We start from the raw sequence: 21737 nt of genomic DNA, 5'->3' as shown, positions 1-21737 counted from the left end.
GAATCAAGGCGCGAGCTTGGCTTTCACGGCCTCCAGGCCTGGTTTACCGTCAATGGTGGTCACGCCAGCGAGCCAGGTTTCGAGCACCTGTGGATTCTTTTTCAGCCAGGCCTTGGCGGCCGCGTCAGGCTTCATCTTGTCGTCGAGGATGTTGCCCATCAGTTCACTTTCCATGTCGACGGTGAACTCCAGGTTTTTCAACAGCTGACCGACATTGCTGCATTCTTCGGCGTAACCCTTGCGGGTGTTGGTGGCCACGGTGGCTGCACCGAAATCGGGGCCGAAGAAGTCGTCGCCGCCGGTCAGGTATTGAATCTTGAAACGCTTGTTCATCGGGTGCGGGGCCCAGCCTAGGAAGACCACGGCGGTGTCGCGTTTCTGCGCCCGGTCGACTTGCGAGAGCATGCCGGCCTCGGAGGATTCGACCACCTTGAAACCGGCGGTTTTCAGGCCGAAGGCGTCCTTGTCGATCATGCTCTGGATCAGCCGGTTGCCGTCGTTGCCCGGCTCGATGCCGTAGATCTTGCCGTCGAGCTCTTTCTTGAATTTGGCGATGTCGGCGAAGTCATGCAGGCCTTTGTCGTACAGGGCTTGCGGCACCGCGAGGGTGTACTTGGCGCCCTTGAGGTTGGTGCGCACGGTGTCGACAGTGCCGGCATCGCGGTACGGCTTGATGTCGTTCTCCATGGTCGGCATCCAGTTACCGAGAAACACGTCCATGTTCTTGCCGTCGGCCAGCGACTTGTAGGTCACGGGCACGGAGATCATGGTGGTCTTGGTCTTGTAGCCGAGGGCGTTGAGAACGACGGAAGTGGTGGCGGTGGTCGCGGTGATGTCGGTCCAGCCGACATCGGAGAAGTTAACGAGGCTGCACTGTGCCGGTTCTGCGGCTTGCGCCAGTAACGGCAGACTCAGCAGGGCGGCCAACAACAACGACGGGGAACCTTTCATGGATGGACTCCTTGGTGTTTTTTTTGGCAGTGTTCCGACTGTGGACCACCGCACTTATGGGTTGCGGTTGGTGGCGTTCGTAAGACAGCTCTACCGCAGCGCCTGGCAATCGAGTCATCCCGATCATGTACCAGTGAAAATCTGACGCCTACAGGGAGGGTCGTATCCAGTACAGGGATGGTCGCTTCCAGTGTCGGTGACGTCGCTTACAGCTTTTTTCCGCCTCCGATGACCTGCACAACTGCATAAAAGCGGCGTATTTGCGGGGCGAAAACGTAACGACGCTGCTGGACATGAGTGCGTCGGTGTCAGACGCCGTGCGCGCCGACAAAAGCCCGATGATGCCGGCATTCGGCGGATCGCAGCTTGAGCGTAGCAGCTCCGCCAGCGGGCGCTTTTGCCGCCCGGACCGGTATTCTCAGGAGCTCTGCAGCAATGGCTATCAGCGTTTTCGACCTGTTCAAAATCGGCATCGGCCCTTCCAGTTCCCACACCGTCGGCCCGATGCGCGCCGCCGCGCTGTTCGTCGAGTCGCTGCGCGGCAAGCATCAGCTGGAACAGGTGCGGCGCATGGAGGTGCAGTTGTTCGGTTCGCTGTCGGCCACCGGCGTCGGTCACGGCAGCGATAACGCGGTGATCATGGGCCTGATGGGCGAGTGGCCGGACGCAATCGACCCGTCGCAGATCGGCCCGCGCATTCAGGCGCTGCGCGAAACCCATACGCTGTTATTGGATGGTCGTCTGTCGGTGCCGTTTGTCTGGGCCCGGGACATGCGCCTGATCGATGAAAACCTGCCGTTCCATCCCAACGCCATGACCCTGGTTGCCGAAGGCGAGTTCGGTGAGCTGCACCGTGACACCTACTATTCAATCGGCGGCGGCTTTGTCGTTGATGAGGCGCAAGCGGCCAGCGGTGTGGTTGATCTGGATCGCACCGAATTGCCCTACGACTTCTCCAGTGCGGTCGAGCTGCTGGAACTGTGCAAGACGCACAATCTGCGCGTTGCCGAACTGATGATGGCCAACGAAAAGGTCTGGCGCAGCGAAGAAGAAATCCGCGCCGGCCTTATGAAGCTGTGGCGGGCGATGCAGGATTGCGTCGAGCAGGGCCTCAAGCACGAAGGCATTCTGCCCGGCGGCTTGAACGTGCGCCGGCGCGCGGCGAAGTTGCACCGCAGCCTGCAGGAACTGAACAAACCCAACGTCATCGGCTCGACCCTGAGCGCGATGGAGTGGGTCAACCTGTTCGCCCTGGCCGTCAATGAAGAGAATGCTGCCGGCGGGCGTATGGTCACCGCACCGACCAACGGCGCGGCGGGGATCATCCCGGCGGTGTTGCACTACTTTATGAAGTTCAGCGAGGCGGTGACCGACGCCAACGTCGTCGACTATTTCCTCAGCGCGGCGGCGGTCGGCATTCTGTGCAAGAAGAACGCTTCCATCTCTGGCGCCGAAGTCGGTTGCCAGGGCGAAGTCGGTTCGGCCTGCGCGATGGCGGCGGCGGGGCTGGCGGAGATTCTCGGCGCCACGCCTGAACAGTTGTGCAACGCAGCGGAAATCGGTCTGGAGCACAACCTGGGCCTGACTTGCGACCCGGTCGGTGGTCTGGTGCAGGTGCCGTGCATCGAGCGCAACGCGATTGCCGCGGTGAAGGCGATCAACGCGGCGCAAATGGCCCTGCGTGGCGACGGTCAACACTTCATTTCCCTGGACCGGGTGATCCGCACCATGCGCGATACCGGCGCCGATATGCATGACAAATATAAAGAAACTTCGCGCGGTGGCCTGGCGGTCAGCGCCGTGGAGTGCTGACGCGTATTTATTGTGGCGAGGGAGCTTGCTCCCGCTCGGCTGCGCAGCAGTCGCAATCAGCTTGATGCATTTCAATTGCAGAACCGCAAGTCTGGTTTCGGGCCTGCTTCGCAGTCCAGCGCGAGCAAGCTCCCTCGCCACAGTGGCCCATGAACGGCATTCAGTGTGATGCCAGACCAGTCAAAACTGCTCACCAAATGAACACCTCATTCCAATCACGCCACCTTTTGGCGCGTCGCAATCAGACAAGCGTCTTTATCAGCCGTGACTTATCAGTCGTTACCTGACCGCTGGTCGCCCGTGCTTGCGGTGACACTCTGTGCAAATCCTCTGCAGGCCCGTTCCCACAAGTGCTACCGATCTGCTCACAGGCTGCGCGGCAGGGCGGTCAAGGCGCTTGATGGCACTTCGAAATGCCGTGATCCGAGGTCTCGTATAGACGCGTCGCGAGGTCGTTTTCAGGAGTTATTGAATGGCCATCCAATTTCAGGCATGGCAATTGCTCTGTCATAACAAAGCCCGCTTCCCTCGTGAGAATGCCGGCAATAACAAGAGCCTCCGCCTGAGGCCACCACCCGCTTTGTGTGAGGAGATACCGCGATGACGTCGTTCAACTCCGGGGCCCAACCCCAGAACCGTGCGCCTCAATCCATCGGCTTTCTGCTGCTGGACAATTTCACGCTGATTTCCCTGGCGTCCGCCGTTGAGCCACTGCGCATGGCCAACCAATTGTCCGGTCGTGAGCTGTATCGCTGGAGCACCCTCACTGTCGATGGCGGCCAGGTCTGGGCCAGTGACGGTCTGCAGATCACCCCCGACGCCTCCATGCACAAAGCCCCGCCACTGGACACCGTGATCGTCTGCGGCGGCATCGGCATTCAACGCACCGTGACCCGTGAACACGTGTCCTGGCTGCAAAGCCAGGCGCGCCAGTCCAAGCGTCTTGGCGCGGTGTGCACTGGCAGTTGGGCGCTGGCCTGCGCCGGTCTGCTCGACGGCTTCGACTGCAGCGTGCACTGGGAATGCCTGGCGGCGATGCAGGAAGCTTTCCCGCGCGTGGCCATGAGCACACGCCTGTTCACCCTCGACCGTAACCGCTTCACCAGCTCCGGCGGCACTGCGCCGCTGGACATGATGCTGCACCTGATCAGCCGCGACCACGGACGCGAACTGTCCGCAGCGATTTCGGAAATGTTCGTCTACGAGCGTATCCGCAACGAACAGGATCACCAGCGTGTGCCGCTCAAGCACATGCTCGGCACCAATCAGCCGAAGCTGCAGGAAATCGTCGCGCTGATGGAGGCCAATCTGGAAGAGCCGATCGATCTTGATGAGCTGGCGGTGTATGTCGCGGTGTCGCGTCGACAGCTGGAGCGGTTGTTCCAGAAATACCTGCACTGCTCACCGTCGCGCTATTACCTGAAGCTGCGGCTGATCCGCGCCCGGCAACTGCTCAAGCAGACGCCGATGTCGATCATCGAAGTGGCATCGGTGTGTGGTTTCGTCTCCACGCCGCACTTCTCCAAGTGCTACCGCGAGTACTTCGGCATTCCGCCGCGTGACGAGCGCGTCGGCTCCAACACCACCCAGCAAGTGGCCATGCTGCCGCTGCCGCAGGCGATCGTGATGTCGCCGCTGTCGGGGCCGATGTCGGCGTTGAGTCAGGCGCGCAATGAATCGACGTTTGCCAGCGTAAGGCTGTAGACCGAGTCATCGTTCTTCGCGAGCAGGCTCGCTCCCACAGTCGGAATGCATTCCAGGGTGGGAGCGAGCCTGCTCGCGAAGGGGTTTTTCACGCGCTGTGGGACTGCTGGTAATCCGAAAGGGCCGGTAACAACTGTTTGTCGATCGCCTGACGCACCGCCGGCTGGATGCTGGCGCCGCTGGTGTACATGTCCTTGACCATCTTGCGCAGTTCAAATGCGCGAACGTTATCCAGTCCTCGTACTGCGCACTCACAGGCCTGCTCGGCGGTGGTACCGCTCGGCACCTGAATACCCAAGGCCTTGAGCTGGCCCAACAGATCTTCCTGGTCAATCAAATCGGCGTACATCATTACGCAAATCCTTCTGTGGCAACGGAGGTCTTGGCTCGATTCTGGTGGCCCCGACCGGACGCGGCAAGGGCGTTTTGTCGCGGTGGCCGGGACGACTATGAACAGGTCGTTTTCGGCTAACCGAGTGGATTGGCGAGTAGGCAAACTGGCTCCAGCTTGCTTCACGAAGGTTTGGTCACCCTCGCCTGGCAGCTCCTCAACAGTACCCTCCTCAGCTCCGATCCTGTCACGGCTTGATCGGAGTTTTTTTTTCTGTGAATCAGTCAGAGATTGGTTGTTCCCGCTGACGCTATCGCGAGCAGGCTCGCTCCCACAGGTGGAATGCGTTGCCCTGTAGGAGCTGCCGAAGGCTGCGATCTTGTAGCGGGCTAACGCTGCAACACCAGGATCCGCGACAACAACTCATCCCGGTCGACATAGCACCCCTGGAAATGCCGCGCCCCGGTGGCTGGGTCAAAGGCATTGCGCGCATGCAGCGTGCGGCGGTTGTCAAAGCACCACAACTCTCCCGGATTGAGCCGCTGCACCAGCCGAAACCGCGGCTCGCGGGTCATCGCGATAAAACGTCGATAGGCTCGATACAGCAACGGCATCTGCGCCACGGATGTATCGAACGCGCCGCGCAAAAAGTTCGCCATGCGAATTTCCGCCACACGCCCCAACGCATCCACAGCAATGATTGGCGCCAGGCAGCGATAGTCGCTGTGGCGGTCCTTGTTGCGAAACTCCACGGGGATTTCACACAGGGCCTGAAACAGCTGCGGATCCTCTCGACGCAAGGCGTCGGCGATCGCGAAACCATCGACGAAAATGCTTTCGCCACCCTCGGCATCGTTCACCAGGCAGTGCAGAAATTGCAGCCCAGGTTGCAGCTCGCGAGTCGGCAAATCCGTGTGCAATGGCAGGTTGAAGGCGGTGTAGGCGTTGCTGTCGGCGTCGGCTTTGGACTGCACATTGAACAGCACGCCGAAATTGCTTTCGCGGATGAAGGAAATCCGCTGCGCAATGAGCTTCAGCGAGCCCGGCTCGGTGGGCACGCCGCGCACTTGAGTCAGGCCGATGTCACGCACGGCGAGCAACCATTGCAGCAGCGCAGCGTTGTCGTTCATCAGTGCGGCGTACTCGAACACCGGCAACTGCAGATCGCTATGCCACAGACGGCTCTGAGGTTTGCCGGCCAGGCGTTCGGCGCGGGACTCGTCGTCATAGGCGTGAGCGCGCAACCAGCCCGGATCGAAGCGGCTGAGGTGACCATCCTGCCAGTCGATGCGCAGGCAGCCGTCGGTGTCGATGCGCGTGGCCAGTGGTTGCAGATCCTCGGCGGCATCGACGCTCTCGAAGACCTGCTCGCGGGTGACGCTATAGACGCAGCGATCACACGGGCAATTGTCGCGCAGCCATACGTGGTGAAACGGGCTGACACGACTGTCAGCCCATTCGATGACAACGCGATCCGCCAGACCCTGCACGCCGCGTAGCGCGCTGATCAACGGATAAGTACGAAAATCGGCAACAGCGACGGCGGTGTTCATGGCGGCTCCTTGACGATGGAGGAATTTACCGGGCAGGTGGCAGCGCGATCACGCGGCCGATGTAAGCGGGAGCGGGCAGGTCGGTCTGCTCAGCGACGATCGCTTGCAGGCGATGCAGCGTGTCGGGGCTGAACGGCGCCGAGCGCGGGCCGGTGAGGTCGACGTGCAGGAGCATCTGTTCATTGCCGGCCAGTTCCTGTTCCTCGCCGATTGTGTGCAGGCTGTGGTAGAGGTGCAGACGCTTGCTGTCGTGGCCGATGATTTGCGTGCGCACTTCGACCTCGGTATCGAGCTTCACTTCGTGCAGGTAATTGAGGTGCAGCTCGAGGGTGAACAGCGAATGGCCGCTGGCCTCGCGGTTGTTGCTGTCCATGCCCAGGCGATCCATCAGCGCGTCGGTGGCATAGCTGAAGATCAGCAGGTAGAAGGCATCGCGCAGGTGGCCGTTGTAGTCGACCCAGTCGGGGATGATGGTGGTTTGGTAGGTGGTGAGGTGGGGCATGGTTTCGATTCCCGCAGTTGATGGGTGAAGATCAAGAGCAACCCCCTCACCCCAGCCCTCTCCCCCAAGGGGGCGAGGGGGAAAGGGAGCCGATTTTCGAGCTTTTCAAGTCCAGAGTTCGACTCAGAGGTGCAAGTCGGCGTAGCTTGCAAAAACACCTCGGTCAGTCCCCTCTCCCTCAGGGAGAGGGTTAGGGTGAGGGCAGCAGTGTCATGCCATACGCATTACTCGCTGAAACTCATCCCATGCTTCTCTTTGGTGGTCTTCACCGCCTCGAGCACCGCCAGCAGGCAGTCATCACGATAGCGCTCCAGCGCCGAGATGCTGTGGCGGCCCAACTGTTCACTGGTGCCATCGACCACATCATCGATCAGCTTATCGGTCAGCTCCGGCGCTGGCAGATACGTCCACGGCAACTGCAACGCCGGGCCGAATTGCGACATGAAGTGGCGCATGCCGGCATCGCCGCCGGCCAGGGTGTAAGTCAGGAATGTACCCATGAACGACCAACGCAGGCCGGCGCCAAAACGAATCGCATCGTCGATCTCGCCGGTCGTCGCCACACCGTCATTGACCAGATGCAGCGCCTCGCGCCACAGCGCTTCAAGCAAGCGATCGGCGATGAACCCCGGCACTTCCTTGCGCACATGCAACGGACGCATGCCAAGAGATTCGTAGACGTGCATCGCCGCTTGAACCGCCTCAGGCGCGGTGTGCTTGCCGCCGACCACTTCCACCAGCGGTAACAGATAGACCGGGTTGAACGGATGCCCGACCACGCAGCGTTCAGGGTGCGTCGAACTCTCGTAGAACTCGCTGGGCAACAGGCCTGAAGTGCTTGAGCCAATCAAGGCGTCGGGCTTGGCGGCGGCGCTGATTTTGCTGTGCAGATCGAGTTTCAGTTCCAGCCGCTCGGGGGCGCTCTCCTGAATGAAATCGGCGTCGCGCACGCATTCCTCGATGGTTGCGACAAAGCGCAGGCGATCCTGCGAAGCGCCCGGCGCCAGGCCGTTCTTCTCCAGCGCGCCCCAGGCATTGGCCACGCGCTGGCGCAACGCCGCTTCGGCGCCGGGCGCCGGGTCCCAGGCCACCACGTCGAGGCCATGAGCGAGGGCGCGGGCGACCCAGCCACTGCCGATGACACCGCTGCCGAGGGCGGCGAAGGTTTTGATTTCGGTGATAAAGCGCATAGGTATTCCCTGATAGTCGAGGACCCCGTAGGAGCTGCCGAAGGCTGCGATCTTTTGATCTTGCTTCTAAAAATCAAAGGCAAAAGATCGCAGCCTTCGGCAGCTCCTACAGGTGGAATGGGTGATGGGATCAGCCGCGCTGGGTCAGGCCCATTTTCTTGCGGCCTTCCGCCGGCGTGAGCACGCGGGCACCGAGGCGGCTGAGGATCTCCGTGGCGCGCTCAACCAATTGGCCATTGGTCGCCAGCACGCCTTTGTCCAGCCACAGGTTGTCTTCCAGCCCGACCCGCACGTTGCCGCCGAGCAGCACCGCTTGCGCGGCCATCGGCATCTGCATGCGGCCAATGCCGAAGCCCGCCCACACCGCATCGGCGGGGAGGTTGTCGACCATGGCTTTCATGGTGGTGGTGTCGGCCGGCGCGCCCCACGGGATGCCCAGGCAGAGCTGGAACAGCGGGTTGTCGAGCAAGCCTTCCTTGATCATCTGCTTGGCGAACCACAGATGCCCGGTGTCGAAAATCTCCAGCTCGGCTTTCACGCCCAGTTCGGTGATGCGCTTGGCGCCGGCGCGCAGTTGTGCCGGCGTCGAGACATAGATGGTGTCGCCGTCGCCGAAATTCAGCGTGCCGCAATCGAGGGTGCAGATTTCCGGCAGCAGCTCTTCAACGTGGGCGAGACGGGTCAGCGGGCCGACCAGATCGGTGTTCGGGCCGAATTCCATCGGCTGCTCGCCAGCGCCGATTTCCAGGTCGCCGCCCATCCCGGCGGTGAGGTTGACGATGATGTCGACGTCCGCCTCGCGGATGCGCTCCATCACTTCGCGATACAGCGCCACGTCACGGCTGAACTTGCCGGTCTGCGGATCGCGCACATGGCAGTGCACCACGGTGGCGCCAGCCTTGGCCGCTTCCACTGCCGCAGCGGCGATCTGTTTCGGGGTGACCGGCACATGCGGGCTCTTGGCGGTCGTGTCGCCAGCACCGGTGAGTGCGCAGGTGATGATGACGTCGTGGTTCATGGTGCGTTTCCTTCAGGCGTGATGGGTCTGTCCGCAGCCCGTGGCGGGGCTGCGAAGCGTCGTTAAATTCCCTATCCCTTGGGAGAGGGCCAGGGTGAGGGGGCTTTTGAGCGCAAGGTTATTTGCTGGTCAGTTGCAGATTTTCAGCGGCCGGTTTGCCATCGAAAGTCGTCACACCTTCGAGCCAGCGCTGCTTGTCTTCGGGGTGATCCTTGAGCCATTGCTTGGCCGACTCGAAGGCATCCTTGTGATCGAGCAGCGGCTGCATCATTCGGCTCTCGGCTTCGGCGGTGAAGGTCAGGTTGGTCAGCAGGCGGCCGATGTTCGGGCACTGCTCGGCGTATTTCGGTGAAGTGACTGTCCACACCGTAGCCATGCCTTCGTCCGGGCCAAGGGCATCTTCGCTGCCGGTCAGATAGGTCATCTGAATGTTGACGTTCATCGGGTGCGGCGCCCAGCCGAAGAACACCACGGCTTCCTTGCGGCGCACGGCGCGATCGACGGCGGCGAGCATGCCGGCCTCGCTCGATTCGACGAGCTGGAATTTGCCCAGACCAAACTGGTTCTTGGCGATCATCGCTTTGATCTGCGTGTTGGCGCCCGAGCCTGGCTCGATGCCGTAGATCTTGCCACCCAATTCCTTCTCGAATTTGGCGATGTCGGCGAAGGTTTTCAGCCCCTTGTCGGCCAGGTACGTCGGCACGGCGAGGGTGGCGCGGGCATCTTTCAGGCTCGGTGCCTCGAGCACTTTCACCTGGTTGGCCTCGACGAACGGTGTGATGGTCTGCGTCATCAACGGGTTCCAATAGCCGAGGAACAGGTCCAGGCGCTGATCACGGATCCCGGCGAAGATGATCTGCTGGGAGGCGCTGGTCTGTTTGGTGTTGTAGCCGAGGCCGTCGAGCAGGACCTGGGTCATGGCACTGGTGGCGATCACGTCAGTCCAGTTGACCACACCCATGCGTACGTTCTTGCAGGAGGCCGGTTCGGCCGCCATCACGCCGGTGCTGAAGAAAGCGGTACCGCTGAGTGCAAGAACGCAGCTGCTGATCAGTCGTTTCATGTCGGGTTCCTCGGCAGTTCGATTATTGTGGTTCCCGGCATCTGCGCGCCGGTGATGCCAAGTTACGCAGCTATACGCCCGTGAAAGCGCACTGCGGCGACTGGCATTTGCACTGTAGCGACCTGCACGCTTGAACGCCGCCGACATTCGGCGTATCAACGAGCCACGCGTCCGCCAACCGAGTGCGCCCATGTCCCAGGATTTCTACTTTTTGCTGATGCCGGGGTTCTCCGCCATCGGCTTTATCTCCGCGATCGAACCGCTGCGGGTGGCCAACCGCTTTCGTGGCGAGCTGTACCGCTGGCATGTGCTCAGCGCCGATGGCGGCGCGGTACTGGCAAGCAACGGCATGTCGGTCAACGCCGATGCGGCTCTGGAACCGCTGAAAAAAGGCGCGACGTTACTGGTGGTGGCCGGATTCGAACCACTGAAATCCATCACGCCGACGCTGGAGCACTGGTTGCGCAGGATGGACAAGGACGGCGTGACCCTCGGCGCGATCGACACCGGTAGCTTCGTTCTCGCCGAAGCGGGTCTGCTTGATGGCCATCGCCTGACCCTGCACTGGGAGGCGATCGATGCGTTCAAGGAGTCTTATCCACAGCTCAGCGTCACTCAGGAACTGTTCGAGATCGACCGGCGGCGGATCACTTCGGCGGGCGGCACGGCGTCGATTGATCTGATGCTCGATCTGATCGCCCAGGCCCATGGCCCGCAACTGGCGATTCAGGTCAGCGAGCAGTTTGTGCTCGGGCGCATCCGCCCGCGCAAAGACCATCAGCGCATGGAAGTCGCCACACGCTACGGCATCAGCAACAAGAAACTGGTGCAGGTGATCGGCGAAATGGAGCAGCACAGCGAACCGCCGCTGAGCACGCTGCAACTGGCGGAGTCGATCAAGGTGACGCGACGGCAGCTGGAGCGCTTGTTTCGCCTGCACCTGAACGACACGCCGAGCAATTTCTATCTGCGGTTGAGGTTGGAAAAAGCCCGGCAGCTGTTGCGTCAGACCGGCATGAGCGTGCTTGAGGTCAGCATTGCCTGCGGGTTTGAATCACCGTCGTACTTCACCCGCAGCTATCGCGCCAGATTTGCCCGTTGCCCGCGCGAGGATCGGCGTACCGCGCAGGCCTGAGTGAATGCACACAAAACCCCTGTAGGAGTGAGCCTGCTCGCGATAGCGGTCTATCGGCTCACATGTGTGGGACTGACCCACCGCTATCGCGAGCAGGCTCACTCCTACAATTCGATCGACATTATTTCTTCACCAACGCCGAGCACGCCGCCTTGTAAGCCTCATGCTGATACTTGTTCAACGTCCCCGGCAGCTCGAAATTGTGCTTCTTGGCCTGTGCATTGATCGTCTGCGGCGACAACAGCGTCACCTCACAACCATCGAGCAACTGAAACACCCCCTCAATCTTGAACGTCGTCGGCCCACCGGCAAACTCACCCTTCTTGCTGCGCTTCTTGATCGCAATCCGGTCCACCGAGTTCTCCCGCACGAACGACGCCACCTGCGCCGCGAACCGCCGCACGTTCGCCGCCTCGTCATCATCATCGAGAGCGATCTTTTTCGTGGCGAGAGGGATGTGGCTCAACGTCGAACCGTCGAGCGCAGCCACGGCGATGATCGCTTCGCTGCCTTTGATTTCAATGCCGCAGATGTTCATGGGAATTCCTTTGGGTAAAAAGGGCAGCCTATAGCTCAAGCTGACTGGCGGTGATGCCGAACGCGGCGGCAATTTTCTCGCGGGTGGCCTTGCGCGGCTTGGCGACTGTCTCCTGCTGGGCAAACGCCGGTTGCGAGATGCCCATGCGCTTCGCCACTTCTTCCTGAGTCAGGTTGAGATGTTCGCGCCATGCGCGGATCGGTGTTGCGCCGTCAACGATACGGCTGACCACCTCATGGGGAATCAGATCGGGCTGTATTTTCTGCGCGACATATTGAGCGTAGGGGATAACCACGAATGCAGGGTTACCCTCAGCGTCATTGATTATTTGAACGTCAGTAGGTGCGTTCATCACGTTTTTTGACCTCTTGAATACTGACCACTTTGATTGCGCCATCCCAGTCGAACATGATTCGATAATTGCCGACACGCAGCCGGTAAGCGTAGTCATGACCAACCAATGCTTTTACGTTGCCAACATCGGGCATGTCGGCAAGCGCCGTGACGGCGTCGCGAACCTTCCCTTGGTGCACGGAATGCAATTTCAAAAGCTGCTTAACAGCTTTGCGAGTCCAGTGGATGCTGTTCATAGAAGAATATAAGTCTTTTATAAGATTCGCTAATCTTTGCTTATATTTTTCCAGTGACCAATAAACAAGGCGTGTCGGCATGTTGCGTGGGCGCGTCATTCTTCGCTATCAAAGCGAAGCGTGTCGGCCCGATAGCAATGGTTCAGCAAGAAGTTCCGTTGATGAGGCCGCGGTAGCCTTCTAAAATTTCGATCACTCCTGCCCAATCGACTCCAAAAACTCCGACCGCTCGTCACTCATCCGCGCCACACAATCATTCTGCGCAATGGTGAACGCTTTGCTCCCCGCCGTCGCCGGGAAGGCTTCCACCGCGCAATCGGCATCGCGGGTTTTCAGCCATTGCTGCTGGGCGGTTTTCAGTTTGGCGGTGATGTCGGCCAGTTGCGTCGGGTTCTTGCCGTACGCGGTCTGCATGCGTTCGTTGAGGCTGGCGTAGTTGTCTTTGAGCAGGTCTTCGGCGGTGGTGCGGCTGTAGGCGGAGCATTCCAGGGTCTGGATGTCGTTTTCCACCGCGTCGCACGGGTTGTTCTCGGATTCTTCGGCGGCGTGGGCGCCGGTCGCAATCAGTGCCAGGGCGAGGAAGATCGATTTCATTGGGGTCGCTCTAATCCGTGGGTAGGTGCAGGCTGCGGCAGATTCTGGCGCAAGCGCGCGGGCTTGAACAGCCGGCCGAGGAGGGCGGCTGACGACCCTTTGTCGCGGATTGACGCTTTCGGCAATTCCCCTGTCGTTTTTGCACCCGGTCGCCCCGGCACCGAGGCATATGCTGGCCCCAAAGCGCCGGCAGACGATTCGGCGCACGAATCGCCAATAAGGGGACGCCTGATGAGCCCAGCCGAATTACACGCCGACAGCATCGTTATCGACGGTCTGATCATTGCCAAATGGAACCGCGAGCTGTTCGAAGACATGCGCAAGGGCGGTCTGACGGCAGCCAACTGCACTGTGTCGGTGTGGGAAGGCTTTCAGGCGACCGTGAACAACATCGCTGCCAGCCAGAAACTGATCCGTGAAAACAGCGACCTGGTGATGCCGGTGCGCACCACCACCGACATCCGTCGCGCCAAGGAACAGGGCAAGACCGGCATCCTCTTCGGCTTCCAGAATGCCCACGCTTTCGAAGACCAGATCGGCTATGTCGAGGTGTTCAAGCAGCTCGGCGTGGGTATCGTGCAGATGTGCTACAACACCCAGAATCTGGTCGGCACCGGTTGCTACGAACGCGACGGCGGCCTGTCGGGTTTCGGTCGCGAGATCGTCGCCGAAATGAACCGCGTTGGCGTCATGTGCGACCTGTCCCACGTCGGTTCCAAGACTTCCGAAGAGGTCATCCTCGAATCGAAAAAACCGGTCTGCTATTCCCACTGTCTGCCGTCGGGTCTCAAAGAGCACCCGCGCAACAAGTCCGATGAAGAGCTGAAGTTCATCGCCGACCACGGCGGTTTTGTCGGCGTGACCATGTTCGCGCCGTTCCTCGCCAAGGGCATCGATTCGACCATCGACGATTACGCCGAAGCCATCGAATACACCATGAACATCGTTGGCGAAGACGCCATCGGCATCGGCACCGATTTCACTCAGGGTCACGGCCAGGACTTCTTCGAATACCTGACCCACGACAAGGGCTACGCCCGCCGCCTGACCAGCTTCGGCAAGATCATCAACCCGCTGGGCATCCGTACCGTCGGCGAATTCCCCAACCTCACCGAAACCCTGCTCAAGCGCGGTCATTCCGAACGTGTGGTGCGCAAGATCATGGGTGAGAACTGGGTGAACGTCCTCAAAGACGTCTGGGGCGAATAACGCTTTCACGACCGCCGCCGAACTGCCCCCTCTCCTGCGGGAGAGGGCTGGGGTGAGGGCCGCGGCCACTACTGAACCATAATTTTTCTGGAGTTAAGTTTCCATGGCCAAGATCGCCCCGCAATTGCCTATCGAAGTCGACAGCGAGACCGGTGTCTGGACCTCCGACGCCCTGCCCATGCTCTATGTGCCGCGGCATTTCTTCGTCAACAACCACATGGGCATCGAGGAAGTGCTGGGCGCCGAAGCCTATGCGGAAATCCTCTACAAGGCAGGCTACAAATCCGCCTGGCACTGGTGTGAAAAGGAAGCCGAATGCCACGGCCTGGAAGGCGTCGCGGTGTTCGAGCACTACATGAAGCGCCTGTCGCAACGCGGCTGGGGCCTGTTCAAGATTCAGGACATCGACCTCGACAAGGGCACCGCCAGCGTCAAGCTCGAGCACTCGGCATTCGTCTATGTCTACGGCAAGGTCGGGCGCAAGGTCGATTACATGTTCACCGGCTGGTTTGCCGGTGCCATGGACCAGATTCTCGAAGCCCGTGGCAGCAAGATCCGTACTGTGGCCGAGCAAGTCTACGGAGGCTCCGAAGAGGGCCACGATGACGGCTTGTTCATCGTCAAGCCGTTGTAAGCCGAGGACCGTGCCATGGCTTTCGAAGCAATGTTCCAGCCGATCCAGATCGGCAAACTGACCATCCGCAACCGCGTGCTCAGCACCGCGCACGCCGAGGTCTACGCGACGGACGGTGGCATGACCACCGACCGCTACGTCAAGTATTACGAAGAGAAGGCCAAGGGCGGCATCGGCCTGGCCATCTGCGGCGGTTCGTCCGTCGTGGCGATCGACAGCCCGCAGGAATGGTGGAGCTCGGTCAATCTGTCTACCGACCGGATCATTCCGCACTTCCAGAATCTGGCCGACGCCATGCACAAGCATGGCGCCAAGATCATGATTCAGATTACCCACATGGGCCGCCGCTCGCGCTGGGACGGTTTCAACTGGCCGACGCTGATGTCGCCGTCGGGCATCCGTGAACCGGTGCACCGCGCAACCTGCAAGACCATCGAGCCGGAAGAGATCTGGCGGGTGATCGGCAACTATGCCCAGGCTGCGCGCCGGGCCAAGGCCGGTGGCCTCGACGGCGTCGAGCTGTCGGCCGTGCACCAGCACATGATCGACCAGTTCTGGAGCCCGCGCGTCAACAAGCGCACCGACGAGTGGGGCGGCAGCTTCGAAGGGCGGATGAAGTTCGGTCTGGAAGTGCTCAAAGCCGTGCGTGCCGAGGTCGGTGACGACTTCTGCGTCGGCATGCGCCTGTGCGGTGACGAGTTCCACCCGGACGGCTTGTCCCACGAGGACATGAAGCAGATCGCCAAGTATTACGACGACACCGGCATGCTCGATTTCATCGGCGTGGTCGGCTCGGGTTGCGATACGCACAACACCCTGGCCAACGTGATTCCGAACATGAGTTATCCACCGGAGCCGTTCCTGCATCTGGCCGCCGGAATCAAGGAAGTGGTCAAGGTGCCGGTGCTGCACGCACAGAACATCAAGGACCCGAACCAGGCTACGCGGATTCTCGAGGGCGGTTACGTCGACATGGTCGGCATGACCCGCGCGCACATCGCTGACCCGCACCTGATCGCCAAGATCAAGATGGGCCAGATCGACCAGATCAAACAGTGCGTCGGCGCCAACTATTGCATCGACCGCCAATATCAAGGTCTCGATGTGTTGTGCATCCAGAACGCCGCGACGTCCCGTGAATACATGGGCGTGCCGCACATCATCGAGAAATCCACTGGGCCGAAACGCAAAGTCGTAGTGGTCGGTGCCGGCCCTGCCGGGATGGAAGCTGCGCGTGTGGCGGCCGAACGTGGCCACGACGTGACCTTGTTCGAGAAGAAAGAATTCATCGGTGGGCAGATCACTACTGCATCGAAAGCGCCGCAGCGCGATCAGATTGCCGGCATCACCCGCTGGTTCCAATTGGAGCTGGCGCGGTTGAAAGTCGATCTGCGCCTGGGCACGGCGGCTGACGCCGATACGATCATGGACCTGCGTCCGGATGTCGTGGTGCTGGCGGTCGGTGGTCATCCGTATCTCGAGCAGAACGAACACTGGGGCGCGGCCGAAGGGCTGGTGGTGAGCAGCTGGGACGTGCTCGACGGCAAAGTCGCGCCGGGCAAGAACGTGTTGGTCTACGACACCATTTGCGAGTTCACCGGGATGTCGGTCGCCGACTTCCTCGCCGACAAGGGCAGCCAGGTCGAGATCGTCACCGACGACATCAAGCCGGGCGTGGCCATCGGCGGTACGTCGTTCCCGACCTACTACCGCAGCATGTACCCGAAAGAAGTGATCATGACCGGCGACATGATGCTCGAGAAGGTCTACCGCGAAGGCGACAAGCTGATCGCGGTACTGGAGAACGAATACACCGGCGCGAAAGAGGAGCGGGTGGTCGATCAGGTGGTCGTCGAAAACGGCGTGCGTCCGGATGAGGAAATCTACTACGCGCTCAAAGAGGGCTCGCGCAACAAGGGCCAGATCGACGTCGAAGCGCTGTTCGCGATCCAGCCGCAGCCTTCGCTGAGCGAGGCGGGTGACGGCTACTTGCTGTTCCGCATCGGCGACTGCGTGGCGCAGCGCAATACCCACGCCGCGATCTATGACGCCCTGCGACTGTGCAAGGATTTCTGACGGCATCACCACGATCACCTGTGGCGAGGGAGCTTGCTCCCGCTGGGCTGCGAAGCGGCCCTAAATCTGTAGTCACGGTGTATCAGGCATATACCGGCGACGGTAGTGGGAGCGCTTCGCACTCCAGCGGGAGCAAGCTCCCTCGCCACAGGTAGGTGCGTTGCTCTTGCCAGCGCACAAATGACCCCGAGGTCTTTGGGAGCTTCACCATGTTGAACACCCTTCTTCCAATTTTGTTGTTCGCTGCTCTGGGCCTCGCTGTCCTCGGCGCGTTGCGGCGGATGAACATGTGGCGCCGGGGGCGGGCGGCGAAGGTCGATCTGCTTGGCGGTCTGCTGGCCATGCCCAAGCGCTACATGGTCGACCTGCACCACGTCGTGGCGCGGGACAAATACATCGCCAACACCCACGTCGCCACGGCGGGCGGTGCGGTGGCGTCGATTGTGCTGGCCATTCTGGTTCACGGCTTCGGCCTGCATAACCGTATCCTCGGCTACGCCTTGCTGCTGATGACGACGGTGATGTTCGCCGGCGCGATCTTCGTTTATCTGCGTCGGCGCAACCCGCCGGCGCGGCTGTCGAAAGGCCCGTGGATGCGCCTGCCGAAAAGCCTGCTGGCGTTCTCGGCGTCGTTTTTCCTGGTGACCCTGCCAGTGGCCGGGATCCTGCCGGCGAACTTCGGTGGTTGGGTGCTTGCAGCCATTCTCGGCGTTGGCGTGTTGTGGGGCGTGACGGAACTGTTCTTCGGCATGACCTGGGGCGGGCCGATGAAACACGCCTTTGCCGGTGCGTTGCACCTGGCCTGGCATCGCCGTCCGGAACGCTTTGGCGGCGGTCGCTCGACCGGTTTGAAACCGCTGGACCTGAACAATCCCGATGCGCCGCTGGGCGTGGAAAAACCCAAGGATTTCACCTGGAACCAGTTGCTCGGTTTCGACGCCTGCGTGCAGTGCGGCAAGTGCGAAGCGGCCTGTCCGGCTTTCGCTGCCGGCCAGCCGCTGAATCCGAAAAAACTGATTCAGGACATGGTCGTCGGCCTCGCTGGCGGCACCGACGCCAAATTCGCCGGCAGCCCGTATCCAGGCAAACCGATTGGCGAGCATGGCGGCAATCCGCATCAACCGATCGTCAACGGTCTGGTCGACGCCGAAACCCTCTGGTCGTGCACCACCTGCCGTGCCTGCGTCGAGGAATGCCCGATGATGATCGAGCACGTCGACGCGATCGTCGACATGCGCCGTCACCTGACCCTGGAAAAAGGCGCGACGCCGAACAAGGGCGCCGAAGTCCTCGAAAACCTGATCGCCACCGACAACCCCGGCGGTTTCGCCCCGGGCGGGCGGATGAACTGGGCGGCGGATCTGAACCTCAATCTGCTCAGCGAAAAGAAATCCACCGACGTGCTGTTCTGGGTCGGCGACGGCGCCTTCGATATGCGCAACCAGCGCACCTTGCGCGCCTTCGTCAAAGTGTTGAAAGCGGCAAAAATCGACTTCGCCGTGCTCGGCCTCGAAGAGCGCGACAGCGGTGATGTGGCGCGGCGTCTGGGCGACGAAGCGACATTCCAGTTGCTGGCCAAGCGCAACATCCAGACGTTGGCCAAATACAGCTTCAACCGCATCGTCACCTGCGATCCGCACAGTTTCCATGTGCTGAAAAACGAGTACGGCGCTTTCGATGGCAACTACCTGGTGCAGCACCACAGCACCTACATGGCCGAGATCATTCAGGCCGGCGCGCTCAACCTCGGGCAGCACAAAGGCAACAGCGTGACCTATCACGATCCGTGCTACCTGGGCCGCTACAACGGCGAGTACGAAGCACCGCGTGAAGTGCTGCGTGCGCTCGGCATCGAAGTCAAAGAGATGCAACGGTCCGGTTTCCGCTCGCGCTGCTGCGGCGGCGGTGGTGGCGCGCCGATCACCGACATTCCGGGCAAACAGCGCATCCCCGACATGCGCATGGAAGACATCCGCGAAACCGGCGCCGAGCTGGTGGCGGTGGGTTGTCCACAGTGCACGGCGATGCTCGAAGGCGTGGTCGAACCGCGTCCGCTGATCAAGGACATCGCCGAACTGGTGGCCGACGCGCTGCTCGAAGACGCCGCGCCAGGCAAGCCTGCCACGCCGGCCAAACGTGAACCTGCGGAGGTGCATTGATGAGCGACATTATCCGCCGCGACCCGCGCGCCGAATGGATCGCGCGTAACCGTCTGCATCCGCTGCACGCGGCGATGCAACCGGCGCAACACAGCTGGATGGGGCCCAATGGCGTCATCCGCAAGAATCCCCACGGCATGGGTTTTATCGGCCCCAACGGCTTCAAGCGGATCGACCGCAGCGGCGCGCAACAGGGTGGGGCGGTCAAACGCTCGGCCACGGTGGAAGTGCAATTGCCGCTGCATCAGGTATCGGCTCCGGCGTTCTATATCAGCGTGGTGCCGGATATGGTCGGCGGCCGCCTGAGCAGCCACGATCGCGATCTGCTCGGCCTCGCTCATCAGTTGGCCGGCACCGACGGCGCGGTGCTCGCTGTGGTCTTCGGTGAGCACAAGGAAAGCACGTTCGAAACCGCTGGCGTCGATCGCCTGCTGGTGCTCGAAGGCGAGCATTTCAGCGGTTATGCACCGGAACAACGAGTGCAGGGTTTGCGCGCTGTGGATAACCAGTTCAATCCGCGTCACTGGTTGCTGCCGGACAGCCGCAGCGGTGGCGGTGAACTCGGTCGGCGCTTTGCCGCAGCCTTGGGCGAGCGCCCGGCTACACGGGTCTGGCAGGTCAAGGATCAGGAGTGCATCGGCCGCGCCGGTGCCGGGTTGCAGGACCTGGCGCGCCCGGTGGCGCGGTTGATTCTCGCCGCCGCCGAATGCGCAGAACCGGTCAGCGAAACCCGTCACGAAGCGTTGCCGGTGGAGTTATCCACAGGTGTCGCGCGCAGCCTGTCGCGAATCGAAGATCTCGGCGCGGTGGCGGTGGATCCGGCGGCGATCCCGATGGCCGAGGCCGAGTTCATTTTCTCCGGCGGCAATGGCGTGAAGGACTGGGCGCTGTTTCATGAAACGGCGGCAGCCCTCGGCGCTACCGAAGGCGCTTCGCGGGTGGCGGTGGACGATGGCTTCATGGCCCGCGATCGCCAGGTCGGCGCCTCCGGCACCTGGGTCACCGCGCGAGTCTACGTCGCGGTGGGTATCTCCGGGGCGATCCAGCACCTGCAAGGCATCGGTGCCTGCGACAAGGTTGTGGCGATCAATCTTGATCCGGGTTGCGACATGATCAAACGCGCCGACCTCTCGGTGATTGGCGAAAGCGCAGAGATTCTGCAGGCCCTGATCGAGGCGGTAGAGGCCTACCGCAACGACGGCCGACGCGACGCGGCATAAGGAAAACAGTTATGAGCACCAACGTGATCAGCCTCGTCTCCATCGGCGCCCACCCCACTTCGGGCCGCCCGCGCCGCGCCGATCAGGATGCCCGCGCAGTGGAACTGGGTCTGCAACTGGCTGGGGATAACCTGCAAGTGCTGCACGCCGGCGACATCGCCGAACCGGCACTGCGTGCCTATCTGGGCATGGGGCTGGAACAGCTGCATGTGCTGGAACAACCGGTTGGCGCCGACGCTTTGCCGGCGCTGACCGCGTACCTGCGCGATGCCGGGGCGCAAGTGGTGCTGACCGGCAGTCAGGCGGAAACCGGTGAAGGCTCGGGGATGTTGCCGTTCCTGCTGGCGGAAGGTCTGGGCTGGCCACTGGTGGTCGGCCTGGCGCAGGTCGAGTCGATCAATGACGGTTCGGCGCTGGTCCTGCAAGCCTTGCCGCGTGGGCAGCGGCGGCGCCTGAAGGTCAAATTGCCGTTTCTGGCCACTGTGGATAACGCCGCGCCGAAGCCTCGGCAGAGTGCATATGGCCCGGCACGGCGGGGCGAATTGGCAGCAGATGAAGTTGAAGTGGTGGAGGACGCGTTGATGGCCGTCGCCACGTTGCAGTCGGCCAAGCCACGGCCCAAGCGTTTGAAGGTGATCAAGGCCAAAAGCGGCGCCGACCGGATGAAAGCGGCGACGGCCAAAGCCAGTGGTGGCGGTGGGCAGGTGCTCAAGGGTGTGACTGCCCAGGCCGGCGCCGAAGCGATCCTCAAGCTGCTGATTGAAGAGGGCGTCGTCCGCTGAAAAGCCCCTCACCCTAGCCCTCTCCCGGAGGGAGAGGGGACCTACGGTGGCGTGCTCAAGCGTTACATCGACCTGAAAGATCTCCGCGAACTCAGGTTTGATCTAACTAAGGTCACCGCATAGGTCGCAGGTCGCTGCGTTTTTCCGATACACCTGGGTCGGCTCCCTCTCCCTCGGGAGAGGGCTGGGGTGAGGGTAGCGTTTTACCCACATTCCCTGTTGGTCGATCTGTGGATAACGTGTTCGCCCATCCCCACACCCCACGCCGATCAAGCCCTGCAGCCCTGCGATCAAAAAACAACCAGTCTAAGTCACGGATTTTCAGGGCTTTTTCGCCAGGATAACTCAGCAAGTTGCCCCCAATCTCTGTTGGCGCTTCTGTGGATAAGATGTTCGCTATCCGCTGTAGGCCATGTGTAACGGGGCTTACAGAGATATGATCAATTATTGATCAAGTGAGGCTTTCAGACCGCTAAGGCTTCGCCTGCCAAAGGCTTTTCCCCAGTCACCTCTGTTTTTCCACAGGTAGACTGAAGTTACCCCCGTTCTCTGTTGGTGCATCTGTGGATAACGTGTTCGCTACCCGCTACAGGCCTTGATAGCCGAGGTTTACAGCGGCATGATCAAAAAACGATCAATCGTTTCCAGAAACCATGATTCTGAATAAGTCACGATT

At 61.2% G+C, this 21737-nt stretch carries 20 protein-coding genes; 9 read left to right on the top strand and 11 right to left on the bottom strand.

Annotated elements, in window-relative coordinates; all coding sequences use genetic code 11:
• Positions 1-3 precede the first annotated feature (3 nt).
• A complete protein-coding gene (locus QRN33_RS18615; protein ID WP_064365331.1) occupies positions 4-951 on the bottom strand; it encodes a choline ABC transporter substrate-binding protein in 948 nt (315 codons plus the stop codon).
• Positions 952-1386: 435 nt separating this feature from the next.
• Here QRN33_RS18615 and QRN33_RS18610 point away from each other — a divergent pair, with 435 nt between their 5' ends.
• Both QRN33_RS18610 and gbdR read left to right on the top strand, forming a co-directional pair.
• Positions 1387-2763: an L-serine ammonia-lyase gene (locus tag QRN33_RS18610; RefSeq protein ID WP_285409513.1), complete on the top strand. Its 1377-nt coding sequence runs from the start codon at positions 1387-1389 to the stop codon at positions 2761-2763.
• A 600-nt stretch (positions 2764-3363) separates the two neighbouring features.
• Positions 3364-4467, top strand: a complete 1104-nt coding sequence (gene gbdR, locus QRN33_RS18605; RefSeq protein WP_007949927.1) for a choline metabolism transcriptional regulator GbdR — start codon at positions 3364-3366, stop codon at positions 4465-4467.
• Positions 4468-4555: 88 nt separating this feature from the next.
• On the opposite strand, the gene QRN33_RS18600 is transcribed toward gbdR, so the two are convergent.
• The 6 genes from QRN33_RS18600 to QRN33_RS18575 all read right to left on the bottom strand — a co-directional run bounded on the left by QRN33_RS18600 (position 4556) and on the right by QRN33_RS18575 (position 10124).
• Complete coding sequence (locus QRN33_RS18600; protein WP_016772808.1) at positions 4556-4819, bottom strand: hypothetical protein; 264 nt, start codon at positions 4817-4819, stop codon at positions 4556-4558.
• Positions 4820-5187: 368 nt separating this feature from the next.
• Positions 5188-6351, bottom strand: coding sequence for a gamma-butyrobetaine dioxygenase (locus QRN33_RS18595; RefSeq protein WP_285409512.1), 1164 nt, complete (start codon positions 6349-6351; stop codon positions 5188-5190).
• Between the two features lie 25 nt (positions 6352-6376).
• Positions 6377-6853: a thioesterase family protein gene (locus QRN33_RS18590; protein WP_285409511.1), complete on the bottom strand. Its 477-nt coding sequence runs from the start codon at positions 6851-6853 to the stop codon at positions 6377-6379.
• A 224-nt stretch (positions 6854-7077) separates the two neighbouring features.
• Entirely contained in the window at positions 7078-8043 is a 966-nt protein-coding gene (locus QRN33_RS18585; protein WP_285409510.1) for an L-carnitine dehydrogenase, read from the bottom strand.
• A gap of 130 nt (positions 8044-8173) precedes the next feature.
• Positions 8174-9061: a 3-dehydrocarnitine:acetyl-CoA trimethylamine transferase CdhC gene (gene cdhC, locus QRN33_RS18580; protein ID WP_064365326.1), complete on the bottom strand. Its 888-nt coding sequence runs from the start codon at positions 9059-9061 to the stop codon at positions 8174-8176.
• A gap of 118 nt (positions 9062-9179) precedes the next feature.
• Entirely contained in the window at positions 9180-10124 is a 945-nt protein-coding gene (locus QRN33_RS18575; RefSeq protein WP_285409509.1) for a choline ABC transporter substrate-binding protein, read from the bottom strand.
• Between the two features lie 190 nt (positions 10125-10314).
• On the opposite strand from QRN33_RS18575, the gene QRN33_RS18570 reads away from it, so the two are divergent.
• Complete coding sequence (locus tag QRN33_RS18570) at positions 10315-11259, top strand: GlxA family transcriptional regulator (RefSeq protein ID WP_285409508.1); 945 nt, start codon at positions 10315-10317, stop codon at positions 11257-11259.
• A gap of 121 nt (positions 11260-11380) precedes the next feature.
• Here the strand turns inward: QRN33_RS18570 and QRN33_RS18565 are convergent, their stop codons facing one another.
• From QRN33_RS18565 to QRN33_RS18550, 4 genes are all read right to left on the bottom strand, one after another.
• Positions 11381-11797 (bottom strand): DUF3010 family protein, encoded by a 417-nt coding sequence (locus tag QRN33_RS18565; RefSeq protein WP_042606629.1) that lies wholly within the window; start codon positions 11795-11797, stop codon positions 11381-11383.
• Between the two features lie 28 nt (positions 11798-11825).
• The gene (locus QRN33_RS18560) at positions 11826-12149 is read right to left on the bottom strand and encodes a helix-turn-helix domain-containing protein (RefSeq protein WP_042606630.1); all 324 of its coding nucleotides are present in this window, start codon (positions 12147-12149) and stop codon (positions 11826-11828) included.
• Positions 12133-12387, bottom strand: a complete 255-nt coding sequence (locus tag QRN33_RS18555) for a type II toxin-antitoxin system RelE family toxin (RefSeq protein WP_042606631.1) — start codon at positions 12385-12387, stop codon at positions 12133-12135. Before QRN33_RS18555 ends, QRN33_RS18560 begins: the two co-directional genes overlap by 17 nt.
• 192 nt (positions 12388-12579) lie before the next feature.
• Positions 12580-12981: a lysozyme inhibitor LprI family protein gene (locus QRN33_RS18550; RefSeq protein WP_042606632.1), complete on the bottom strand. Its 402-nt coding sequence runs from the start codon at positions 12979-12981 to the stop codon at positions 12580-12582.
• A 231-nt stretch (positions 12982-13212) separates the two neighbouring features.
• On the opposite strand from QRN33_RS18550, the gene QRN33_RS18545 reads away from it, so the two are divergent.
• The 6 genes from QRN33_RS18545 to etfB all read left to right on the top strand — a co-directional run bounded on the left by QRN33_RS18545 (position 13213) and on the right by etfB (position 21061).
• Complete coding sequence (locus QRN33_RS18545; RefSeq protein WP_285409507.1) at positions 13213-14190, top strand: dipeptidase; 978 nt, start codon at positions 13213-13215, stop codon at positions 14188-14190.
• Positions 14191-14293: 103 nt separating this feature from the next.
• Entirely contained in the window at positions 14294-14824 is a 531-nt protein-coding gene (locus QRN33_RS18540) for a 4-vinyl reductase (protein ID WP_039757633.1), read from the top strand.
• Positions 14825-14839: 15 nt separating this feature from the next.
• A complete protein-coding gene (dgcA, locus tag QRN33_RS18535; RefSeq protein ID WP_123417854.1) occupies positions 14840-16900 on the top strand; it encodes a dimethylglycine demethylation protein DgcA in 2061 nt (686 codons plus the stop codon).
• Positions 16901-17109: 209 nt separating this feature from the next.
• Positions 17110-19059: a dimethylglycine demethylation protein DgcB gene (gene dgcB, locus QRN33_RS18530; RefSeq protein WP_285409506.1), complete on the top strand. Its 1950-nt coding sequence runs from the start codon at positions 17110-17112 to the stop codon at positions 19057-19059.
• Complete coding sequence (etfA, locus tag QRN33_RS18525; RefSeq protein WP_285409505.1) at positions 19059-20279, top strand: electron transfer flavoprotein subunit alpha; 1221 nt, start codon at positions 19059-19061, stop codon at positions 20277-20279. The genes dgcB and etfA overlap by 1 nt, the downstream gene beginning before the upstream one ends.
• A gap of 11 nt (positions 20280-20290) precedes the next feature.
• Positions 20291-21061, top strand: a complete 771-nt coding sequence (gene etfB / locus QRN33_RS18520; protein WP_285409504.1) for an electron transfer flavoprotein subunit beta — start codon at positions 20291-20293, stop codon at positions 21059-21061.
• Positions 21062-21737: the final 676 nt, after the last annotated feature.

Source organism: Pseudomonas sp. FR229a (genome assembly GCF_030209115.1).
Taxonomy (GTDB): domain Bacteria; phylum Pseudomonadota; class Gammaproteobacteria; order Pseudomonadales; family Pseudomonadaceae; genus Aquipseudomonas; species Aquipseudomonas moraviensis_A.
The sequence above is the reverse complement of the archived record's forward strand: the minus strand, read 5'-3'. Positions and strand labels throughout refer to the sequence as shown.